The sequence below is a fragment of the Campylobacter sp. 1569 genome, assembly GCF_024723675.1.
Taxonomy (GTDB): domain Bacteria; phylum Campylobacterota; class Campylobacteria; order Campylobacterales; family Campylobacteraceae; genus Campylobacter_D; species Campylobacter_D jejuni_C.
On the sequence record NZ_JANQDB010000001.1, the window covers coordinates 152,628 to 172,963 of the forward strand.

The window sequence follows — 20,336 nt, forward strand, 5'->3', positions numbered from 1 at the left end:
TTATTTATAGTTTTCAAATTAGTTTTTATCTTTATCAACTAATTTTTTAGCACTAATCCAAGGCATCATAGCGCGAAGTTCGCGTCCTGTTTTTTCTATCAAAGAATCATTCATTAATTTACGCTCTGCGTGCATTCTTGCAAAATTCGCTCTTTTTTCTAAGATAAAATCTTTAGCAAAACTTCCATTTTGTATATCTTTTAAAACACCTTTCATAGCCTCTTTAGTTTCTTTGGTAATAATCTTAGGCCCTGTGATATAATCTCCATATTCAGCAGTATTAGAAACAGAATATCTCATATCAGCAATACCACCTTGATAAATCAAATCTACAATTAATTTCATTTCATGCAAACACTCAAAATACGCCATTTCAGGTTCATACCCTGCTTCAACTAAGGTTTCAAAACCAGCTTGGATTAAAGCACTAAGTCCTCCACAAAGCACCGCTTGTTCGCCAAATAAATCTGTTTCAGTTTCAGCTTTAAAAGTCGTTTCTATAATACCTGTTCTACCACCACCTATAGCACTAGCATAACTTAAAGCTAAATTTTTAGCATTTTTACTTTCATCTTGGTGGATAGCAATTAAACAAGGAGTACCACCACCTATACTAAATTCATGCCTTACAGTATGACCTGGAGCTTTAGGAGCTATCATAATCACATCTATACCTTTTGGAGCAACAATTTGTCCATAATGGATATTAAATCCATGTGCAAATGCTAGAGTTTTACCTGTTTTTAATTCAGGTTTAATTTCTTCATTAAAAATTTCACTTTGAATTTCATCAGGAGCTAAAATCATAATCAAATCTGCTTCTTTAGTAGCTTCTTTTACACTTTTTACTATAAAATTTGCTTTTTGAGCTTTTGCCCAACTTTGTCCACCCTCTTTTAAGCCTATGATCACTTCTACGCCACTATCTCTTAAATTCATAGCATGAGCATGACCTTGAGAGCCAAAACCTATAATAGCTACTTTTTTTGATTTTATTAAATTGATATCACAATCTTTATCATAATAAATTGACACAGCCATTATGCACTCCTAAAATTAAAATTAAAGCAAAGATTATAACTAAAAAATATAAATTTAATCCTTTTATGATAAAATTTAAGTTTTGAAAAATTACTATAAAGAGTCTTATGAAAGAATTATTTAATCAACTAAGCTATGGTCTAAATGCTGATGAAATTACCAATAAAAACAAGCAAATCATTAGAGAATTATTAACTTGTGATATTATTAAATTTTATAAAAACAAGTACTATTTAAAAGATGGCTTTACTTTTGGTAAGATTGATATTTCTGTTAATGGAACGGGATTTTTAGAAAGTTTTAATCCTGCTTTTAAGCGTGATTTGCTCATAGAAAATAAAAATTTAAAAGGAGCAAATTATGCTGATATAGTTGTAGCAAAATTACTCCCTCTTAAAAAAAAGCGTCCAAGTGCTAAAGTTATTTTAATACTTAAAAGAGCCCATGAAACTTCTTTAGTTATGACCAAAAAATACGGCGAAGCAGTCCTTGGGGTAAATATTCAAACAGGACTCACATGTGCCTTAAAAGCCTCTCAAAAATCCTTAAAAGCTCTGCCTTTGGGAACTATTTTAAAAATAGAAAATCATGATAATAATATCACTGAAGTGATAGGGCATATTGATGATGATTTTGTGGATGAAAAAATTTCCTTAGCGCTTTTTAATAAAAATGCAATTTTTGATAATTTATGTGAAAATGAAGCAAAAGCTTATGGAGATAAAGTTGATGCAAGCATGTATCCATCAAGAAAAGATCTTAGAAATTTAAATTTTTGCACCATTGATCCAATTGATGCAAAAGATTTTGATGATGCAATTTATTATGATAAAAATGAACATGCCATTTATGTAGCCATAGCTGATGTAAGCGCTTATGTGCATGCTTATAGTGCTATTGATAAAGAAGCAAGATCAAGGGGTTTTTCGATTTATTTTCCTCATATTGCCATACCTATGCTACCAAGAGCTTTGAGTGAAAATATTTGCTCACTAAAACCTAACGAAGATAGATTAGCATTTTGTTTTAAAATAAGTTTAGATCAAAACAATGAAGTGATTAAAGAAGAGCTTTTTGAGGCTATTATCAACTCAAAACGCCGTTTTAATTACGATGAAGTTGATGAGTATTTACAAACGCAAGAAGATTTAGGCGCAATCAATTGGCTTTATGAAGTTTTTAAAATCACTCAAAATTTACGTAAAAAACGTCTGAAAAATGCTTGTGAGTTTAAAACCCAAGAGCTAAGAATGACTTTAGATGAAAATAATAAACTCATAAAAACACGCCTTGAAAATGACACTGCCTCGCATAATTTAATCGAAGATTGCATGCTTTTAGCTAATAAAGCTGCAGCAAAATTCATTGATATAGGAGTTTTTAGAAATCATTTAAGTCCTGATTATAAAAAAATAGATCAATTGCTAGCTGATCTTTCAACACTTAGTATAGATATTGATCCTAAAAATAATGTCATAGAATTATTTAAAGACATTCAAGTCTTAGCAAATGAGCTAAATATAAGAGAAGAAGTAGATAAACTCATCATCAAGGCGCAAAAAAAAGCAGAATATTCTAGTGAAAATGCAGGGCATTTTGGCTTAGGTTTTGATAAATATACCCATTTTACAAGTCCTATTAGAAGATATTCTGATCTTATATTACATAGACTTTTAAAAGCTAAAATCAACAATGATGAAAAAATGTTTAATTATTTGCTTTTAAACATACAAAGCACTTGTGAGGAATTAAGCTTATTAGAAAGAGAAGCAGATAAAGTTGCTTGGCATTTCATGGATAGAAAATTTGCAAGATGGGCAAAAGAAAATATAGGAAAAAGATTTAAGGCTTTAGTGGTAGAAAATCAAAGTTCATTGCAAGTAAAATTAAATGATGAAATTAAGGGAGCTTTGATTACCATCATAGGTTCAAGGGCAAATTTATTAGAAAATATAGAAGTGGAAATCACTGAAGTAGATATTATTAGTGCTAAAATTTTTGGCAAAATCACCAAGCATTTTAGTTTAGAAAGAAACCAAAATGTATAAAAATCAACTCCAAAGCTTACTTAATAGCAATAATTTTCCTAATTATTTCTTACTTTATGGAGCGGATAATTTCCAAATAGAGCTTTATACTAAATTTATTAAAGACAAATACTCTTTTGATGAGAGTTTAAGATTTTATTTTGAAGAATATGATTTTAAGCAAGCATATGATTATTTATCTAGCGCTTCCTTATTTAGTGAAAGAAAATTGCTAGAAATCAAAACTCAAAAGAAAATCCCAAGTAAAGAACTCAAGCAACTTTTACAGCTTTGTCAAAATTCGCAAGATAATTATTTTTTACTTGAAATTTATGATGAAAGCTCCAAACAAAGTGAAGCGGAGAAAATTTTTGCTAATAATTTTTGTAGATTTTATAAAGTAAATTCAGCTAAGGAAGGCATGGAATTACTAGCTTTAAAAGCTAAAGAATTAAATATTAACATTACTCAAAATGCCCTTTATGCTCTTTTTTATAATTTTAATGAAAATTTATATTTAGCGGCTAATGAGTTAAATAAATTTAGTGGTCTAAATATCGATGAAAAAATCATCCAAGAGCATTGTTATAGTTTAAGTACTATTAGTTTTGAAAGTTTTTTTGATAAATTAATGCAAAAAAAAGATTTAAGAAACGAACTTGAAAATATTTTAGAAAATTACAATGAAATAGCATTGATTAATGCCTTATATGCAAATTTTTATAGACTTTTTAAAATAGCTTTACATATTAAAATTTATGGAAATTTAGACTTAAAGGAAATTTTAGGCTATACCCCGCCTATTTCTGTGGCACAAAATCTTCAAAAACAAGCTCTTATGATCAAAATATCACAATATAAAAATATCTTTTTAATACTTTGTAATTGCGAATACGAATTAAAAAAGAATTCTAAAATAGAAAAAAAAGAGTTTTTAATCGCAACACTTTTGCAACTTAGCTCCATGTTAAAAAGTTAAATTAAGAAAACTTATGGTAGAATAAAATTCGCATTTTATGCGAAATCCTTGCCTAAAAAATTTAGGCTTTATATCCACAAGGAGAAATTAAATGAGACATTATGAAGTTTTATTCATATTAAAACCAACACTTACAGAAGAAGAAGTAAGTGCTAAGTTGGAATTCGTAAAAGAAGTCCTTACAAAAAATGGCGCAGAAATTGAAAGCGTAGTTCCAATGGGAACAAGAAAACTTGCGTACAAAATTAAAAAATACGAAAGAGGAACTTATTTTGTAATTTATTTCAAGGCTCCTACAAATTTAATTGCAGAGCTTGAAAGGGTATTAAGAATCACTGAAGAAGTAATTAGATTTTTAATCGTAAAATATGAAAATAAAAAAGAAATTGCAGCTTGGGAAAAACTAAGCAAAGGTATCAAACAAAATAAAAAAGAAATCAAAGCTAGTGAAAGTACAGAAGGCTAATTAATGTTTAATAAAGTCGTTTTAGTAGGTAATCTTACAAGGGATATAGAAATGCGCTATGCTCCATCAGGTAGTGCAATAGGCTCTTCTGCTATAGCTGTAACAAGAAGATTTAGTACAAATACAGGAGAAAAAAGAGAAGAAACCTGCTTTATCGACATTAGTTTTTTTGGTAGAACAGCAGAGATTGCTAATCAATATCTTAACAAAGGTAGTAAAGTTTTAATTGAAGGTCGTTTAAGATTTGAGCAGTGGAGTGATCAAAATGGACAAAATAGATCAAAACACAGTATTCAAGTTGAGAATTTAGAAATGTTAGGTTCAACCGTACAAAATAGTCAGCAAAACAATTTTGACAATCAAAATTATGGTTATAATCAAAATTTTAATCAACAACAAAGCTTTGATCCTTATGCTCAAGTACAAACCAGAACAAACCCATCAAATACTTATCAAAATCCTCAAAAAGAAACTCCTATGAAGGAAATTGATATTGATAAATATGATGATGACACAGAATTACCATTTTAAAGGAAAAAATCATGGCAGAAAAAAGAAAATATTCACGTAAATATTGCAAATACACTGAAGCTAAAGTTGATTTCATCGATTATAAAGATACAGCATTGTTAAAACATGCTTTATCAGAAAGATTTAAAATCATGCCACGCCGTTTAACAGGCACTAGCAAAAAACACCAAGAAATGGTTGAAGTTGCTATTAAACGCGCAAGACATGTAGCACTGATCCCTTATATCGTAGATAGAAAAGAAGTTGTTACCAATCCTTTTGAAGGATTATAATTAAATCAATCCCAAGCTTTTTAGCTTGGGAAAATAAAAGGTTGTTTTATGTTTTCAGATATAGAATCTGAAATTTATGTTATTTTGCTTGCTTCTGTTGCTATTATAGCAGTTTTAAATCCTTTTGGAAATCTTCCTCAATTTCTCGCAATGACTGAGGGCTTAGATGCTGATACAAGAAAAAAACTTTTTAGAAATATCATTTATACTGCATTTTGTATTGTTTTAGTTTTTTTACTTTCTGGACCGTTTATCATGAAATATTTATTTAAAATAGATATTAATGATTTAAGAGTTGCAGGTGGTTTGATTTTAATCATTATGAGCACTAAAAACTTACTTTTTACTCCATCAAGTTCTCAATTTCAACACTATCAAGGATTAAGCCATAAAGAATTATTAAAAAAAAGTATAGTGCCAATGGCATTTCCTATGCTAGTAGGTCCTGGAACACTTTCTACTATAGTGGTTATTTCAGAAGATCAAAATTTAGCCATAGCTGTAGCTTCTGTATTGCTTACCTTTGCTTTTATTTTTGCCTTGTTCCACTTTTCAGCTACCATTGAAAAAGTCATAGGAAAGCTTGTGCTTTATGTTTTTTCACGCATTGCTTTAGTTTTTATTATGGCTATGGGAGTGAAAATGATAGCTATTGGGGTTCAAACTTACATCCAATCTAATTTAGGATAAATAAAAAAACTTTTTTGCAAAAACACTTCTTCATTTACTGCTTTATTATCATTTAACAAAACACTAATATTTATTGCTACAATGCTTTTTGCATTAGCATTATTTGCTATCAATTTGTATCCTTTACACTCACCTAAAGGATAAGCATAATCAATTCGTATTTTTATATTATTATATTCAAAATTATATTCATCTAAACATTCTTTATCCTCCAAATAAGCTTGATATAAAAAATATTTAGAAAGCTCTTTTGCATCATGGAGTAAAATCTTTCCTTGAGTATAAAGAGTTAAATCTTTCATAATTCTTGGAGAATATGAAGAAATTTTTATTATAAATATCATAACAAAAGAGATAAATATAATAAAAGATATTGTATAAATCATAGCAAAAGATTTTTTCATAAAAACATCCACTTAGATAAACATTCATTTTGACTTTTATCGCATATTAAAACTTTTAGTGCCTTATCATCTTGCTTGAAAATAAACTTTGAAATATTTTGAGCTAGCAAAAAAGATCGTTTGTTATGATTTAAATCATCTATTTGTATATAAATATTTTCATTTTCTAAATACACCCTAATATAAGCATATAAAATAGTATAAAATCCACTAAAATTATCATTAATAAAATATATTTTCTCTCTATCGCTAACTAGCACTTTATAAATTTTTGAATTTTTTATATCATAAAAATACATATAATCATTAGCATATATTTTTAACTTTTTTTCACTATGCATATCTTTATAATTACTTAAAATTCCTTTAGAACTTCCATTTTCTACAAAATGCAAATTGCTTTTTGGACTAAAAAAACTTTCATTATTTTCTAAAATAACACCACTAAAATTTAACTTTTTTAACGATATATCATAAAAAATATCATCATTTGCACTCATATAACATTCAAAAGAGCTACTTGTCAATGTCACATTTAAACAAGAATGATAAAATTTTTCCATACTAAGCAAAGTTTGGTTTAAATTTAAAAATACTGTGTTGGAATTTTTAATTTTATAACTATGATTATAAAGATGTATAGCCGGATTGCTTAAGATGGTAATCAATACACCCAAGATAACAAGGCTTAGTGCAAGCTCTAACAAGCTAAAAGCTTTTTTCATCTATAAAAGCTTCTTTGTAGGATAAATCTTTTATTTTTAAAGATTTAAGTTTAAACTCATTACTAGTGTATTCTAAAAAGTTATAAGTATTTATATGTATTTCTTTTGCTTTATATGAAGGATTTTGCATAAATAATTCTTTTTCTTCATTAAAAAGGGTTTGATTTTGCCATATAACATTTAAAAATTTATTTGCAAATACAAGATAATAAGATCCAAAAATAAAAGATAAAATTACAATACAAAAAGCAAGCTCTAGGAGACTAAAAGCTTGCTTCATTTATTTAAACTTGCATTAAAAGCTTCAAAAAAAGCACCGCGTAAAGCTCTTTTTTCCAAAGCTTCAATTCCTTTTATAGTTACTCCTGCCGGAGAACAAATTTTTTCTTTAATAATAGCAGGATGTGCATGATTAAACAAAGTGCTAAAACTTTCAAAACTTGCACGAGCAAGTTCATAACTAAGTTCATTTTTTAAACCATTTTTCACACCTGCATTTGCTAAACTTTCTGCGACCAAAGCCAAAAACGCAGGAGCACAACCACTTAAAACCATAGCCACATCAAATTCTTTTTCATTTTGTAAATTTATGGCTCTACCAAAAGTATTTAGCAAAGATAAAATTTCATCTTTATATAAATCATTTTCCATTAAATACGCAGTCGCTGAGGCTTTAAATTCAGCTGCTGTATTTGGCATAATTTTTATATAATTTTGCGCATCAATACAATGAAGTCGCTCAAAAGTAGTATTTGCTAAAACTGAAATGAGCCACTTTGCCTTACCTTTTAATTTTATAGCTACTTCTTCTAAAGCATAAGGTTTAAATGCTAAAATAACATTTTTATCTTCTATGTCAAATTCTTCATAAGATAAAACTTCTAGATTTAAGCTACTAGCTTTTTTTAAATCTCTAGCAACAACAACTACTTTATAAGTATCTTTCAAACCTTTAGCTATAGCACTTGCCATAGCACCATTTCCTAAAATATAAATTTCAGACATTATTTTGTTTGTTTAATAAAAGCTGAAATCTTTTCAGACTGAAAATAATTAGGATATTTACTTGTATCTAAAATCACTTGCACTAAAGAATTATTATCATAATTCATCACAACAGGTGCTAAAAAATTTACCGTAGATTCTTCTAATGGTTCATTAATAGCTACGATAACAAATACTCCAAAATTAGTTTGCTCATTTAAAGCTAGCAATTCTTGATAATAATCAGGTACTTCAAAATCATAATCAGGACGGATCATATAAGGATCAATCATCACAAAAGAAAAATCTTTACCATCAAGGCTTTTAAGTCTATAAAAAACCTCATCTATTTTATAAAAGTTCATATTTTTGGTATCTTCAAACCCTAAAATAGGACATTTAACCTCTAAGTTCATCTTGCCTCCTAAAATCTATTGACTAAGAAATTACAACTCATAAAGCAATTTTAGTTCCAACTTTAAAATTACACTAATTAAGAGTTTTTGAATATAATTTTAGTTTTAAAAATTAACATTTTCATAAACATAAAAACACTATAATTATAAATTATCAAAAATTTATAAGGTAACACTATGAAAAAACTTTTTATTTTTTCACTTATTATTGCGAGTTTATTTTTAGGGGCATGCAGCTCAAAAAAAGCTGAAGATTTATATAATCTAAGCTCAATGGAATGGTATCAACAAATTATAAAAGATTTACAAGAAAAAAATCTTGAAGCAGCTGATAAACACTATACTTCAATGGCAGCTGAGCATATTGCTGATCCATTATTAGAGCAAACTTTACTTATATTAGCTCAAGCTCATATAAGCGAAGAAGAATATGAAATGGCAAATTTTTATCTTGATGAATACTTAAATAAATTTGGTGATTCAAAAAATGTAGCTTATATAAGATATTTAAAAATCAAAGCCAAATTCGACTCTTTTGCTGTGCCAAATCGCAACCAAGCACTAATGCTAAAAACAATAGAAGAAATCAATGAATACAATCAAAACTACCCTAATGTGCAATATAATGATCTAATTGACACCATGCTTACTAAATTTAATCTTGCAGTTTTTTATCTTGATACAAGTATAGCAGAGTTGTACGAGAAAAAAAATAGAGAGCAAAGCTATGAGATTTATAAGCAAAAAATAGAAAATTCCGATTTTAATAAAATCGATATGATCAAACCAGAACTTCCATGGTATAGAAAAATATTTGAAGAAGGTATAATGTAATGAAATTAGAAAATACTCAAAACTATCCAACAAAACTTCCTGTTCTTGTGGAAGATGAGCTTTTTTTATACCCTTTTATGATAACACCGATTTTTTTAAATGACATGCAAAATATCAAAGCCTTAGATACTGCTTTGCAAAATGAAAGCATGATTTTTGTAGCGCCATCAAAAATTGAAGGTGGGCGTGGTTTTGATGATATTTATGATTGCGGGGTAATAGGGACTATAATGAGAAAGGTTCCGCTGCCTGATGGCAGGATTAAAATTTTATTTCAAGGTTATGCTAAAGCTAAGATTATTGAGAAGATCTCAGATGATCCTTTATTTGCTCTAGTTGATTTAATCCACCAAGAACCATTATGCAACACAAAAAAAGAGGCTATCATTGAAGTAGTAAGAGAAAAGGCTAAAGCTTTATCTACTGTGAGTCATTATTTTCCACCTGATCTTTTAAGAACCATAGAAGAAGATGTTGAGCCTAGTAGAATTTGTGATTTGATACTAAATTCTATCAAAATCAAAAAGCAACAAGCATATGAATTTTTTATTGAAACAAACTTGGAAACAAAACTTTTAAATTTAATTGATCATTTAGCTAAAGAAATTGAAGCAAATAAAATCCAAAAAGAAATCAAAAACAAAGTTCATTCTAAAATAGACAAAGTCAATAAAGAATATTTCTTAAAAGAACAACTCAAACAAATTCAAAGAGAACTTGGAAGTGATATACAAAAAGAAAGTGAAGTAGAAGAATATAATAAAAAATTAGAAAAGAAAAAAGCTTTTATGTATGAAGAAGCTTACAAAGAAATCAAAAAACAAATTCAAAAATATGAAAGAATTCATCAAGATAATTCAGAAGCATCTATGGTGCAAACTTACATAGAGACAGTTTTAGATATACCTTTTGAGCACTCTTCAAAGAAAAAACTTAATTTAAAAGATGTGTCTTCACAGCTTAACAGTGATCATTATGCATTAGAAAAACCAAAAGAACGCATTGAAGAATACTTTGCCGTTAAAGAACTTTTAGAAAAACGCAAAATCAAAGATAGAGATGGTGCTAAAGTTATTTTATGTTTAGTTGGACCTCCAGGTGTTGGTAAAACTTCTTTAGCAAATTCGGTCGCAAAAGCACTAAAAAGAGAGTTAGTGCGCATAGCTTTAGGCGGTTTAGAGGATGTTAATGAATTAAGAGGACATAGAAGAACCTATATAGGAGCTATGCCAGGACGTATTATACAAGGACTTATAGAAGCTAAACAAAGCAATCCTGTTGTTGTGCTTGATGAAATTGACAAACTAAGTCGCAACCATAGAGGAGATCCAAGTGCGGTTTTACTTGAAATCTTAGATCCTGAACAAAATACTAAATTTAGGGATTATTATCTAAATTTCAACATCGATTTAAGTAAAATCATTTTCATAGCTACTGCAAATGATGCAAGCTTAATACCTGCTGCTTTAAAAGATAGAATGGAATTTATAGAGCTTAGCTCTTACACTCCTCAAGAAAAATTCCAAATAGCCAAAAACTATCTCATACCTGATGAAATAAAAAAACATGGACTCAAGGAAAAAGAAATTAGCTTTGATGATGATGCTATAGAATTAATAGTAAATGAATATACTAGAGAATCAGGTGTAAGAAATTTAAGAAGAAAGATTGCTGAAGTTTGTAGAAAATGTGTTAAAAAACTTCTTTTAGAGGAAAATACTAAACACATTCAAATCAATACTAAAAATTTAAAAGATTTTTTAAGCAAAAAAGTCTTTGAAATAGAAAAACATGAAAAAGAAAACAAAATCGGACAAGTAAATGGACTTGCATGGACTGCAGTGGGTGGAGATGTATTAAAAATAGAAACTATTAAAATCAAAGGTAAAGGCGAGCTAACTCTTACAGGAAGTTTGGGTGATGTAATGAAAGAATCAGCAAAAATTGCCCAAAGTCTTATTAAAAATTTAATTGATGAAAAGCAAATTATAGTACCTGAAAATCTTTTTTATAAAGAAAATGAGAGTGTTTACAATCAATATAATCTTCATATTCATGTTCCAGATGGCGCAACACCAAAAGATGGACCAAGTGCAGGCATAACAATTACTACAGCTATTGCTTCTATTTTTAGTGATAAAAAAGTAAGATCTGATGTTGCAATGACAGGAGAGATTGACTTAATGGGTAATGTTTTACCAATAGGTGGCTTAAAAGAAAAATTAATTGCTGCTTACAAAGCTGATATTAAAACGGCCATAATCCCACATAAAAATTACGAAAGAGACTTAAAAGATATCCCAGAGGAAGTAATAGAAAATATGAAAATAATTGGGGTAAAAACTTTAAATGAAGTATTAAAAATAGCTCTTGTGTAAAAAAAACTAGAAGCTTATTAAGCTTCTAGTTTATCCATAATCAACTTGCTGTCTTTTTCTAACTCTCTTATATCACTAATAATTGAATCATAATCTTCTTTTGTTATATTTTCTTTTTTAGCTACTTCTATGGCTTTATTTGCAGAATGTTGTATTTTTTCACTTTTAGAGTCCATTTCGCTTTGAGAAATTAAAGGACAGAAAATACTTTTAGCATCTTCATCTTTACATAAAGTAGAAATAGGATCTAAATTTTGAAGTTTCTCTTGTGAACCGTTAAGTGTTAAATATACATCTGATTTATATAAAATATGATCTATTTTCATAGCTGATAAAGTCAAATCAGAAGCAAAATTAACAAATTCTTTTCCTAAATGGGAACTTTTATCCTCTAATTCCCTAAATGCTTCACTAAAATCAGCAATTTTACTATTAGAAGAATTTGCAATATCAAATACCTTTTCACTATTTTCTTGTATAGAGCTAATTTCCTGATTCATTACTTGAATTGCTAAAGTAATCTCACCTGTTGCTTTTTGAGTTTTTTCTGCAAGTTGCCTTACTTCATCCGCAACCACCGCAAAACCTCTACCATGCTCTCCTGCACGAGCAGCCTCAATAGCCGCATTTAGTGCAAGAAGATTGGTTTGATCTGCTATATCTCTAATAACTTCAACAATCGCATTAATGCTTTGAGCATTTGAAGCAAAAGTATCAACAGCGTTTTTACTTTCATCAGCTACCTGCATCATAGAGGAAATTGAATCTTGCAAGTTGCCAACCTCTAGACCATTTTTTTGAGCAGTATCTGATATTATCTTAATATCACCAAAAACTTCTCTCATTAATTTAATAATCCCGTTTAATGCAGAAGATAAATCATTTAAATTTTTATTTTGACTATTTAAACTTAAATCCATCAATTCTCTCGATAAAGCATTTTTAAAAACAGATTTTCCTGTTTTTTCTATATCATCCAAAGCTTTATTGATAAAATTAATATTATGAACAAAAATTCCTTTTAAACCTTCAGGAATAGCCCTTCTAAAATATTCTCCTTTTTGCGAACAAGCAATAGAAGTATTAATTTCTCTCAAATAAGCTTCTAAACCATCTATAGTATTGTTAAGATTATCCGCAATTTCTTTTAGTTTTTTATTATTGCATTTAATATATACAATTCTTGAATCAAAATTACCATTTTTTAGCTCTCTGCTGAGATGTAAAATTTTATCACTAAATTCCTCTTCCTTTTTTAAGATAAATAAATTGCATATAAGCAACAAAAACAAAACTAAAAAAAATCCAGAGGAAATAAATTCTGTAAAAAACAAAGAAATTCCACAGCCTAACATACTTAAAATAATACCGATAAACATAATATTTTTCATAAAAATCCTTTTTAGTTATTTTTGAATTTCCATCATTAGTTCATTATAAGTCATTCCATAAGATTTCACTATTGTTTCCAACTCTTCAATCCCGGATTTAACACCATTATCCTTTTCTTTCATTAAAAGTATCTTATATATTTCTTCCATTGTCTTAATGGCTTCTGTTTTTGGTTTTCTTCTTACTGAATAATAATTCAAAATACTTCCGTTTGTATCACACGAAGCAGTAACATTAGCAAATACCCAATAATAATCATTATATTTTGTTTTATTTTTTACAAAAGCAAAAACTTCTTTTTTAAGTTGAATGTTATCCCATAAATATTTAAAAACCGTTCTTGGCATATCAGGATGACGCATAATACTATGAGGTTTGTATAAGATTTCATCTATTTTATAATCAGAATATTTCAAAAAATCCTCATTTGCATAAATAATCTCACCTTTTAAATTTGTTTTTGATGTTATCAAAACATCTGATGTTAGAATTTTTTCTACAGACATAATTTGATCTCCTCAGTTTTAATCAAAAAAGAGAGTGATTATATCTTATATACAAACAACAATTTATAAATAAAATTTGTAAAAATCACTTTTGAAGCTCTAAGATTAGCTGATTATAACTCATACCATAAGAGCTAACTATTTTAACAAGCTCATCAACTCCAGCTTTTATACCGCCCTTTTCCTCAGCCTCTAAAAGAATTTTATACACTTGCTCTATTGTCGGTATAGCTTCTCTTTTAGGTTTTCTTCTTACTGAATAATAATTTATAATATTTCCTTGCTCATCAAACGAAGCTGTAACATTAGTAAAAACCCAATAATAATCATTTTGTTTGGTTTTATTTTTTACAAAAGCAAAAATTTCTCTCCCATCTTGTATATAATCCCACAAACACTTAAAAACAGTTCTTGGCATATCAGGATGACGCACAATATTATGAGGTTTGTATAAGATTTCTTCCATTTTATAACCTGCATATTTCAAAAAATCATCATTAGCGTAAATAATATCCCCTTTTAAATCTGTTTTAGAGGTTATTAAAGTATCTGGCTCTAAAATTTTTTCTTGCGACATTTTTTTTCCTATTATTTATTTACAAAATATTATATTTTATTTATCATAAAATTTCATTGAAATTAAATCCTTTATCATAAAGTATTTTTCTAACTAAATCTTGATGTTCCTTTCCTTTAGTTTCTAAGGTAATTGAAATCATCGCATCGCCATATTCAAGCTTGGTTGAAAATCTATCATAGTCAATTTTAACTATATTAGCTTGAGCCTCTTTAATCGCATCACTTAAAGCACTTAAAGCACCTGGTTTATCAATCAAAGTAACGTTGATAAGCATTTTTCTAAATGCCTTAAACAAACCTTTTTCTATAATGATATTTAACATTTGCACATCAATATTTCCACCACTTAAAATCACACCGATTTTTTTATGATTTTTTAAATCTATTTTTTTATGCAAAAGTGCAGCAACTGCTGATGCTCCAGCACCTTCAACTGTGATTTTATGTTTTTCAAGTAAATACAATACTGCATTAGCTATTTCTTCATCATCAACTTGAATAAAATCATCAACACATTCAAGAATAATATCAAAATTAATTTTATTCACATCACGCACTGCTATACCATCAGCTATAGTTCTAACAGCTTTTGAATTGATTATTTTTTTACTTTTAAAACTCTCATACATCGCAGGAGCTCCCTTAGCACTCACTCCGATAACTTTTACAGCAGGATTAATTTGCTTAGCGGCACTTGCCACACCGCTAATCAAACCTCCCCCACCAACTGGAGCCAAAATCATATCTAAATCACTTATTTCATCAAGCATTTCAAGCATTAAAGTACCCTGCCCCGCTATAATACTTTCATTCTCAAAAGGATGAATGAAATTTAAATGATGTTCTTTGGCGTAATTTAGTGCATAAGCATAAGCCTCATCAAAATTATCTCCTTTTAAAATCACCTTTGCACCTAAATTTTTAGTCGCACTTACTTTTAACAAAGGCGTAGCTTCAGGCATAACAATCACAGCTTCTATACCAAATTTTTTAGCACTAATTGCTACCCCTTGTGCGTGATTTCCAGCACTTGCAGCTATTACACCTGCTTGTTTTTGTTCTTTAGTTAAATTAGCTATTGTATTATAAGCTCCTCTGATTTTATAAGCACCTGTTTTTTGTAAATTTTCACATTTTAAAAAAACATCAGTTTCCAAAAACTCACTCAAAAAAGAAGAGTGCACAAAAGGAGTTTTTAATACAAAATCTGCAATTTTTTGTTTTGCTTGATAAATTTTATTTAATTCAACCATGTTTATCCTTTTTGTAGTTCTATTTTAATGCAACGATCTTGAACGCAATTTATACCATATTTTTTACATTTTTGCATTATTTCTTCATTGATAATGCCAAGTTGCATCCAAAAATTTTTAATCTTTTTACTCAAAAGATCTTCAAAAATTTCATTTGCAAAACTTGCTTTTCTAAACATTATAGCAGTATCAACTTCAAAAGGAATATCTTTTAAGTTTCTATAAACTCTTTCCTTTAAAATAAAATCTTCTTTAGGATAGATGGGATAAATTTTATAACCTAAATCTTGTAAATATTTACTTACAAAATGAGAAGGTTTATCTTGATTAGGGCTAAGTCCTATGATGGCTATATTTTTCATAGAACTTAGTATTTTATGACTATCACTCAATGCTTTTTCCTTTTTAAAGCATTGTATCCAAAATCAAATTAACAAGAAGCTTTTTTTACAATCAACAAATAATATAAAATCAAAGCTATTGCAACTAACAAAGCACAAAAAGCATAAACATTAGCAAAACCTATACTTGGTTCTATAATACCTAGTAAATAAGGGCTCACTCCTATACCAAAATCTAAGGCTATAAAAAATGTAGAATTAGCCAAACCCATTTTTTCTTTGGGTGCAAGTTTTATAGCTAAAGCTTGAGCACTTGAAGTAGCATTAGCATAACCTAGTGCACAAAAAACTCCAGCTAAAATAATCATATAAAAACTCGAGGCAAAGGTAAGTAAAAGCAAACACACTATAAAACTTAAAAAGGAAAAAATCATCACTATATTAGCACCATATTTATCAAACACTTTACCAGCAAGTGGTCTAAAAACCATAGAAAATCCAGCATATACCACAAAAAACATAGATCCAGCAAAAGCTAAATTTAAACTTTGGGTATAAGCACTCATATAAGCTATAATAGCGCCAAAAGGACATGCGAGTAAAAAGGTTACCAAGGCTAAATTTAAAACTGATTTTTCAAAATAATTATAAATACTAAATTTTCTTTTTATATGATGATGTTTTTTAAATCTTCTTACTTTTAAAAAAATAGATAAGACCAATGCAAAGACAATACTCAAACAAGCTATTAAAAAACTAAGCCAAAATTGATTGATAGAGTCAAGTTTTATAGCCAAAAAAGGACCTAAAGCTGAAGTTAAAACAACGCTTGTAGCATAATATCCTATACCAACTCCTCTTTTATTGCTAGGTATTATCCTAGCAATAGCTGCCCCACAAGCACAAGAACAAATTCCATAACAAACCCCTGCTAAAAAGCGTATTAAAATCAAAAAATATACATTATAAAATTTCAAATACATTAAATTAATAAAAAGATAAAACAAAAGCGAAAACACTATAACCTTTTTTATATTAACATCATCGATTATAGAACCAAAATAAAGTCTAGAGAGTAAAGCACCTATAACAAAAGCCCCCATAATAAGACCTGCGGTGCTAGTTTGAAGGTTTAAAACACCCAAAACATAATCTGTACTAGAAATAGTACTCATATAAAAAACAAGACAAATAGCAAAATTTATCCCAAAAATACAGAAAAAATTTATATTAAATAAATTATATTTTTTACTTAATCCCATGAAAAAACCTTTTAAATTTTCTCATTGATATAATCAAGTAATTTTAAAAGTCTTTCTTGATCTTTTACATCTAAGATATCTAAAATCTTTCTTTCATATTTTCTTATACAAACATTTGCATCAAAAAAAATTTCTTTACCTTTAGCACTTAAAGTAATAATTTTTTCTCTTTTATCATCTGCTTTTAAAAACTCTATATATTCAAGTTTTGCTAATTTAGAAACAACTCTAGAAAGTATAGCTTTATCCATCTGATAAAACTCACATATTGGAGCTAAAGTGCTACAACCATGCTGATTTAAATACACAAAAACCCTCCAATCACTTGATTTTAATCCAAAGGGTTTTAAAATTTCATTGACTTTATAGAGTATTTTTCTATTTGTATAGGTAATTTTTTGAAATAAAATGAGAAATCCTTTATAAAAATTAATTGATTAAATCAACTATTTTTATAGTAACAAAGCTTGTATAAATTCTAACTTATACTAAGCTTTTTTTCTTAAATGCACCCCACATTCAAGATGAGGAGTATTGGCAAATTGATCAAAAAAGGCCAAATTTAAAATTTCATGACTTTGACATAAAATTTCAAGATTTTCTTTTAAAGTGATAGGATTGCATGAAATATAAATGATATTTTCATAATTTTTAATAAGTTCAATCACACTTAGATCAAGTCCTGCTCTTGGAGGATCAACTAAAACATGAGATATTCTAAAGCTATCTAAATCTATGCCTTTTAAGCGGTTAAATTCTCTTTCTTTTTTCAAAGCTTGACTTAATTCTTCACTAGAAAGCCTTGTAAAAGTTATATTTTCAATAGAATTTAAAACACAATTTTTTAAAGCAAATTCGATATTTTTTTTAGAAATTTCAGTTGCTAAAACTTTGTTAAAGTTTCTTGCTAAGGCTATGGTAAAATTTCCATAACCACAATAAAGCTCTAATAAATCTTGCTTAAAATCACTCTCTACACAAGATACAACCCATTCAATCATCTTTTCATTGATATAAGTATTGGGCTGGATAAAACAATCATTATTAAACTCATATAAAAATTCATTTGTATTGATTTTTAGAGCTTGTCTTAAATTTTCCCCATTAAATACAAGTTTTCTACCCCTGCTTCTTGCTATGAGCTTGAGATTTAATTTTTCTGCTAATTTTTGTAAATCTTGTGTAATTAGCTCTATATTTTTATGGAAAAGTAAAGTTACACTTAAATCTAATTTTGTAGCTAAAAACTCTACTCCAAAAAGCTTATGTTTTAAATTTTCATTTAGATTATTTAATAAAATAGGCATGTATTTTTGAATTTTTTCATCTGCTATATCAAATTTTTCAATAGGAATTTTTTTCTTATTTTCAAACATTGCATAAGAAATTTTCCCATTTTCATGATGATATATAGAAAATTCTGCCCTAGTTCTATAAGCTTTTAAAGGTGATTTAAAGCACTGAATTTCTCCATCATATAAAGAAGAAAACAATGCTTTATTTAAAGCAATTTTTTCTTCAAAATGCATCTATGCATCTACCTTTTTGCCAACCACAAAAAGTAAAGCTATCATAGCTAAGATTCCAAAAACAAGTCCTAGCCATACATTAAGTCCTAGTGCCACTGGTAGATAACCACAAAGTATACTAATAGCACAAACACTCAAAGCATAAGGCATTTGCGTGCTAACATGAGCTAAAAGATCGCACTTACTCCCCATAGATGAAAGTATCGTGGTATCAGAAATTGGTGAGCAGTGATCTCCAAAAATAGCCCCTGTTAAAACCCCTGAAATATTAATAATCATATATTGGTGCAACTCTGCTCCGCTTAATTCATTATGAACCCCAACAGCCATAGCCAAAGGAATAGCTAAAGGCATTAAAATACCCATAGTCCCATAACTAGTTCCTGTTGAAAAAGAAATAATAGAAGCAAAAATAAAAATTGCCGTAGGAAGCAAGTAAATAGGTGTTTTATCTGAAAATAAATCAATTAAATATTTAGAAGTTCCTAAATCTTTAATCACAGAAGCTAATGACCATGCGCAAAGTAAAATAATCACAGTCATAATCATAGTTCTCCAACCATGAGTCCAAACTGCAATAGCTTCTTTTAAAGTAAATATTTTTCTATACATTCCCAAAATAATAGCCACTATGGTAGCTAAAAGTGCTGCTTGAAATAATACTACAGAAGCATCAGCTGCGCCAAAAGTTTCTCTAAAAGCAAATAAACTAAGTGGTGCTGCATCAATTTGTGCTTTAATACTTGCATCATCTAAGGCGTTATAACCGCTAAAATAAAAACCTATAAATGAAAATACAATCAAAACAGCCAAAGGTATAATAGCATTAGAAGCTTGCAATTTTACATGTTCTTTTGGCTCTAAAACTTTATCTTCTATATTATCAATTTGCTCATGACCATGAGAAAATTTACCCGCTCTAGCTCTAAGTTCAGCTTTTAGCATAGGTCCAAATTCTCTACCTGTATAAATAGTTAAAATAACAAAAATCAACATAAAAAGATTATAAAATCTATAAGGTAAGGTTTGCACAAAAATTTCAAAAGCATTGATTTCTTCTTTTGCTATACCCAAATGCGCAAAAGTTGCATTATCGATTAGATCATATCCACTACGAATTAAAGAAATTTCAAGTCCTATCCAAGTAGAAATGATAGCAAGACCAGTAATTGGTGCTGCAGTTGCATCCATAATAAAAGCAAGTTTTTCACGGCTTACTCTAAATTTATCTGTCACTGGACGCATGATAGGACCTACGATTAATGAATTAGCATAATCATCAAAGAAAATAAAAATCCCCATACACCAAGTAGCAAATTGCGAGCTTTTTGCTTGCTTAGCTTTAGTAGAAAGCCAAACAGCTACAGCCTTAGTACCTCCTGTTTTTGTAATAAGAGCTACAACTCCACCTATAGTTAAAACTTGTAATAAAATCCCTGCATTACCAGGGCTTGCCATAGCATTTACTACTTTAGAAATAAACCCCGTAAAAGAAGCTATGATAGCATGATAAATGCTACTTTCAATAAGTCCCAACATAAAAGTGCCACTTAATGCACCAATAAATAGCGAAAGCACCACATCTTTAGTAATAAAAGCTAAGATAATAGCTATCACTGGCGGTAAAAGCGTCCAAACTCCAAAAAGTTCTGCATTTGCTTGCGCATCAGCAAGTAACAGTAAAGGAGTTAGTAGTAAATAAAAAATTTTCATATTTTTCCTTAAGT

Annotated in this window: 22 protein-coding genes and 1 pseudogene; 8 read left to right on the top strand and 15 right to left on the bottom strand. The window is 28.7% G+C overall.

Annotated elements, in window-relative coordinates; translation table 11 throughout:
- Positions 1 to 18: 18 nt before the first annotated feature.
- Entirely contained in the window at positions 19 to 1,041 is a 1,023-nt protein-coding gene (ilvC, locus tag CAMP5060_RS00805) for a ketol-acid reductoisomerase (protein ID WP_337217721.1), read from the bottom strand.
- A 107-nt stretch (positions 1,042 to 1,148) separates the two neighbouring features.
- Between ilvC and CAMP5060_RS00810 the strand changes: the two genes are divergently transcribed.
- From CAMP5060_RS00810 to CAMP5060_RS00835, 6 genes are all read left to right on the top strand, one after another.
- Positions 1,149 to 3,089 carry a ribonuclease R family protein gene (locus CAMP5060_RS00810; protein ID WP_337217722.1) on the top strand — a complete coding sequence of 647 codons (1,941 nt, stop codon included), beginning with the start codon at positions 1,149 to 1,151 and terminating at the stop codon, positions 3,087 to 3,089.
- Entirely contained in the window at positions 3,082 to 4,047 is a 966-nt protein-coding gene (gene holA, locus CAMP5060_RS00815) for a DNA polymerase III subunit delta (protein ID WP_337217723.1), read from the top strand. Before CAMP5060_RS00810 ends, holA begins: the two co-directional genes overlap by 8 nt.
- Positions 4,048 to 4,138: 91 nt before the next feature.
- Positions 4,139 to 4,513, top strand: a complete 375-nt coding sequence (gene rpsF / locus CAMP5060_RS00820; RefSeq protein ID WP_012661658.1) for a 30S ribosomal protein S6 — start codon at positions 4,139 to 4,141, stop codon at positions 4,511 to 4,513.
- Positions 4,514 to 4,516: 3 nt separating this feature from the next.
- Entirely contained in the window at positions 4,517 to 5,044 is a 528-nt protein-coding gene (locus tag CAMP5060_RS00825) for a single-stranded DNA-binding protein (protein ID WP_087700632.1), read from the top strand.
- An 11-nt stretch (positions 5,045 to 5,055) separates the two neighbouring features.
- Positions 5,056 to 5,316: a 30S ribosomal protein S18 gene (gene rpsR, locus CAMP5060_RS00830; RefSeq protein WP_039618521.1), complete on the top strand. Its 261-nt coding sequence runs from the start codon at positions 5,056 to 5,058 to the stop codon at positions 5,314 to 5,316.
- 48 nt (positions 5,317 to 5,364) lie between these two features.
- A complete protein-coding gene (locus CAMP5060_RS00835; RefSeq protein ID WP_087700631.1) occupies positions 5,365 to 6,006 on the top strand; it encodes a MarC family protein in 642 nt (213 codons plus the stop codon).
- Here the strand turns inward: CAMP5060_RS00835 and CAMP5060_RS00840 are convergent.
- The 5 genes from CAMP5060_RS00840 to fliW all read right to left on the bottom strand — a co-directional run bounded on the left by CAMP5060_RS00840 (position 5,982) and on the right by fliW (position 8,535).
- Positions 5,982 to 6,308 carry a hypothetical protein gene (locus tag CAMP5060_RS00840; protein WP_337217724.1) on the bottom strand — a complete coding sequence of 109 codons (327 nt, stop codon included), beginning with the start codon at positions 6,306 to 6,308 and terminating at the stop codon, positions 5,982 to 5,984. The two genes, CAMP5060_RS00835 and CAMP5060_RS00840, sit on opposite strands and share 25 nt — an antisense overlap.
- A gap of 98 nt (positions 6,309 to 6,406) precedes the next feature.
- Positions 6,407 to 7,135 (bottom strand): type II secretion system protein, encoded by a 729-nt coding sequence (locus CAMP5060_RS00845; RefSeq protein ID WP_337217725.1) that lies wholly within the window; start codon positions 7,133 to 7,135, stop codon positions 6,407 to 6,409.
- Complete coding sequence (locus CAMP5060_RS00850) at positions 7,119 to 7,415, bottom strand: hypothetical protein (RefSeq protein WP_337217726.1); 297 nt, start codon at positions 7,413 to 7,415, stop codon at positions 7,119 to 7,121. The genes CAMP5060_RS00845 and CAMP5060_RS00850 overlap by 17 nt, the downstream gene beginning before the upstream one ends.
- Positions 7,412 to 8,140, bottom strand: a complete 729-nt coding sequence (locus CAMP5060_RS00855) for a pyrroline-5-carboxylate reductase (RefSeq protein WP_214125473.1) — start codon at positions 8,138 to 8,140, stop codon at positions 7,412 to 7,414. Before CAMP5060_RS00855 ends, CAMP5060_RS00850 begins: the two co-directional genes overlap by 4 nt.
- The gene (gene fliW / locus CAMP5060_RS00860) at positions 8,140 to 8,535 is read right to left on the bottom strand and encodes a flagellar assembly protein FliW (protein WP_012661666.1); all 396 of its coding nucleotides are present in this window, start codon (positions 8,533 to 8,535) and stop codon (positions 8,140 to 8,142) included. The genes CAMP5060_RS00855 and fliW overlap by 1 nt, the downstream gene beginning before the upstream one ends.
- Positions 8,536 to 8,712: 177 nt before the next feature.
- On the opposite strand from fliW, the gene CAMP5060_RS00865 reads away from it, so the two are divergent.
- Positions 8,713 to 9,369, top strand: a complete 657-nt coding sequence (locus CAMP5060_RS00865) for an outer membrane protein assembly factor BamD (RefSeq protein WP_214125471.1) — start codon at positions 8,713 to 8,715, stop codon at positions 9,367 to 9,369.
- Positions 9,369 to 11,747 (top strand): endopeptidase La, encoded by a 2,379-nt coding sequence (gene lon, locus CAMP5060_RS00870; RefSeq protein WP_337217265.1) that lies wholly within the window; start codon positions 9,369 to 9,371, stop codon positions 11,745 to 11,747. Before CAMP5060_RS00865 ends, lon begins: the two co-directional genes overlap by 1 nt.
- Positions 11,748 to 11,764: 17 nt before the next feature.
- Here lon and CAMP5060_RS08270 read toward each other — a convergent pair.
- From CAMP5060_RS08270 to CAMP5060_RS00915, 9 genes and pseudogenes are all read right to left on the bottom strand, one after another.
- Positions 11,765 to 12,466: pseudogene (locus CAMP5060_RS08270) on the bottom strand (methyl-accepting chemotaxis protein); the annotation flags it as partial.
- 687 nt (positions 12,467 to 13,153) lie between these two features.
- Entirely contained in the window at positions 13,154 to 13,645 is a 492-nt protein-coding gene (locus CAMP5060_RS00880) for a PAS domain-containing protein (RefSeq protein WP_087700623.1), read from the bottom strand.
- Between the two features lie 85 nt (positions 13,646 to 13,730).
- On the bottom strand, positions 13,731 to 14,222 hold the full coding sequence (gene cetC, locus CAMP5060_RS00885; protein ID WP_087700622.1) for an energy taxis response protein CetC: 492 nt from the start codon (positions 14,220 to 14,222) through the stop codon (positions 13,731 to 13,733).
- A 43-nt stretch (positions 14,223 to 14,265) separates the two neighbouring features.
- The gene (ilvA, locus tag CAMP5060_RS00890; protein WP_087700621.1) at positions 14,266 to 15,477 is read right to left on the bottom strand and encodes a threonine ammonia-lyase; all 1,212 of its coding nucleotides are present in this window, start codon (positions 15,475 to 15,477) and stop codon (positions 14,266 to 14,268) included.
- A gap of 2 nt (positions 15,478 to 15,479) precedes the next feature.
- Positions 15,480 to 15,839, bottom strand: coding sequence for a CoA-binding protein (locus tag CAMP5060_RS00895; protein ID WP_192866647.1), 360 nt, complete (start codon positions 15,837 to 15,839; stop codon positions 15,480 to 15,482).
- Between the two features lie 68 nt (positions 15,840 to 15,907).
- Positions 15,908 to 17,080 carry an MFS transporter gene (locus CAMP5060_RS00900; RefSeq protein ID WP_214125467.1) on the bottom strand — a complete coding sequence of 391 codons (1,173 nt, stop codon included), beginning with the start codon at positions 17,078 to 17,080 and terminating at the stop codon, positions 15,908 to 15,910.
- 11 nt (positions 17,081 to 17,091) lie between these two features.
- The gene (locus tag CAMP5060_RS00905; protein WP_087700618.1) at positions 17,092 to 17,514 is read right to left on the bottom strand and encodes a MarR family winged helix-turn-helix transcriptional regulator; all 423 of its coding nucleotides are present in this window, start codon (positions 17,512 to 17,514) and stop codon (positions 17,092 to 17,094) included.
- Positions 17,515 to 17,568: 54 nt separating this feature from the next.
- Complete coding sequence (gene trmA / locus CAMP5060_RS00910; RefSeq protein ID WP_337217727.1) at positions 17,569 to 18,609, bottom strand: tRNA (uridine(54)-C5)-methyltransferase TrmA; 1,041 nt, start codon at positions 18,607 to 18,609, stop codon at positions 17,569 to 17,571.
- Positions 18,610 to 20,322 carry a Na+/H+ antiporter NhaC family protein gene (locus CAMP5060_RS00915; RefSeq protein ID WP_337217728.1) on the bottom strand — a complete coding sequence of 571 codons (1,713 nt, stop codon included), beginning with the start codon at positions 20,320 to 20,322 and terminating at the stop codon, positions 18,610 to 18,612.
- Positions 20,323 to 20,336: the final 14 nt, after the last annotated feature.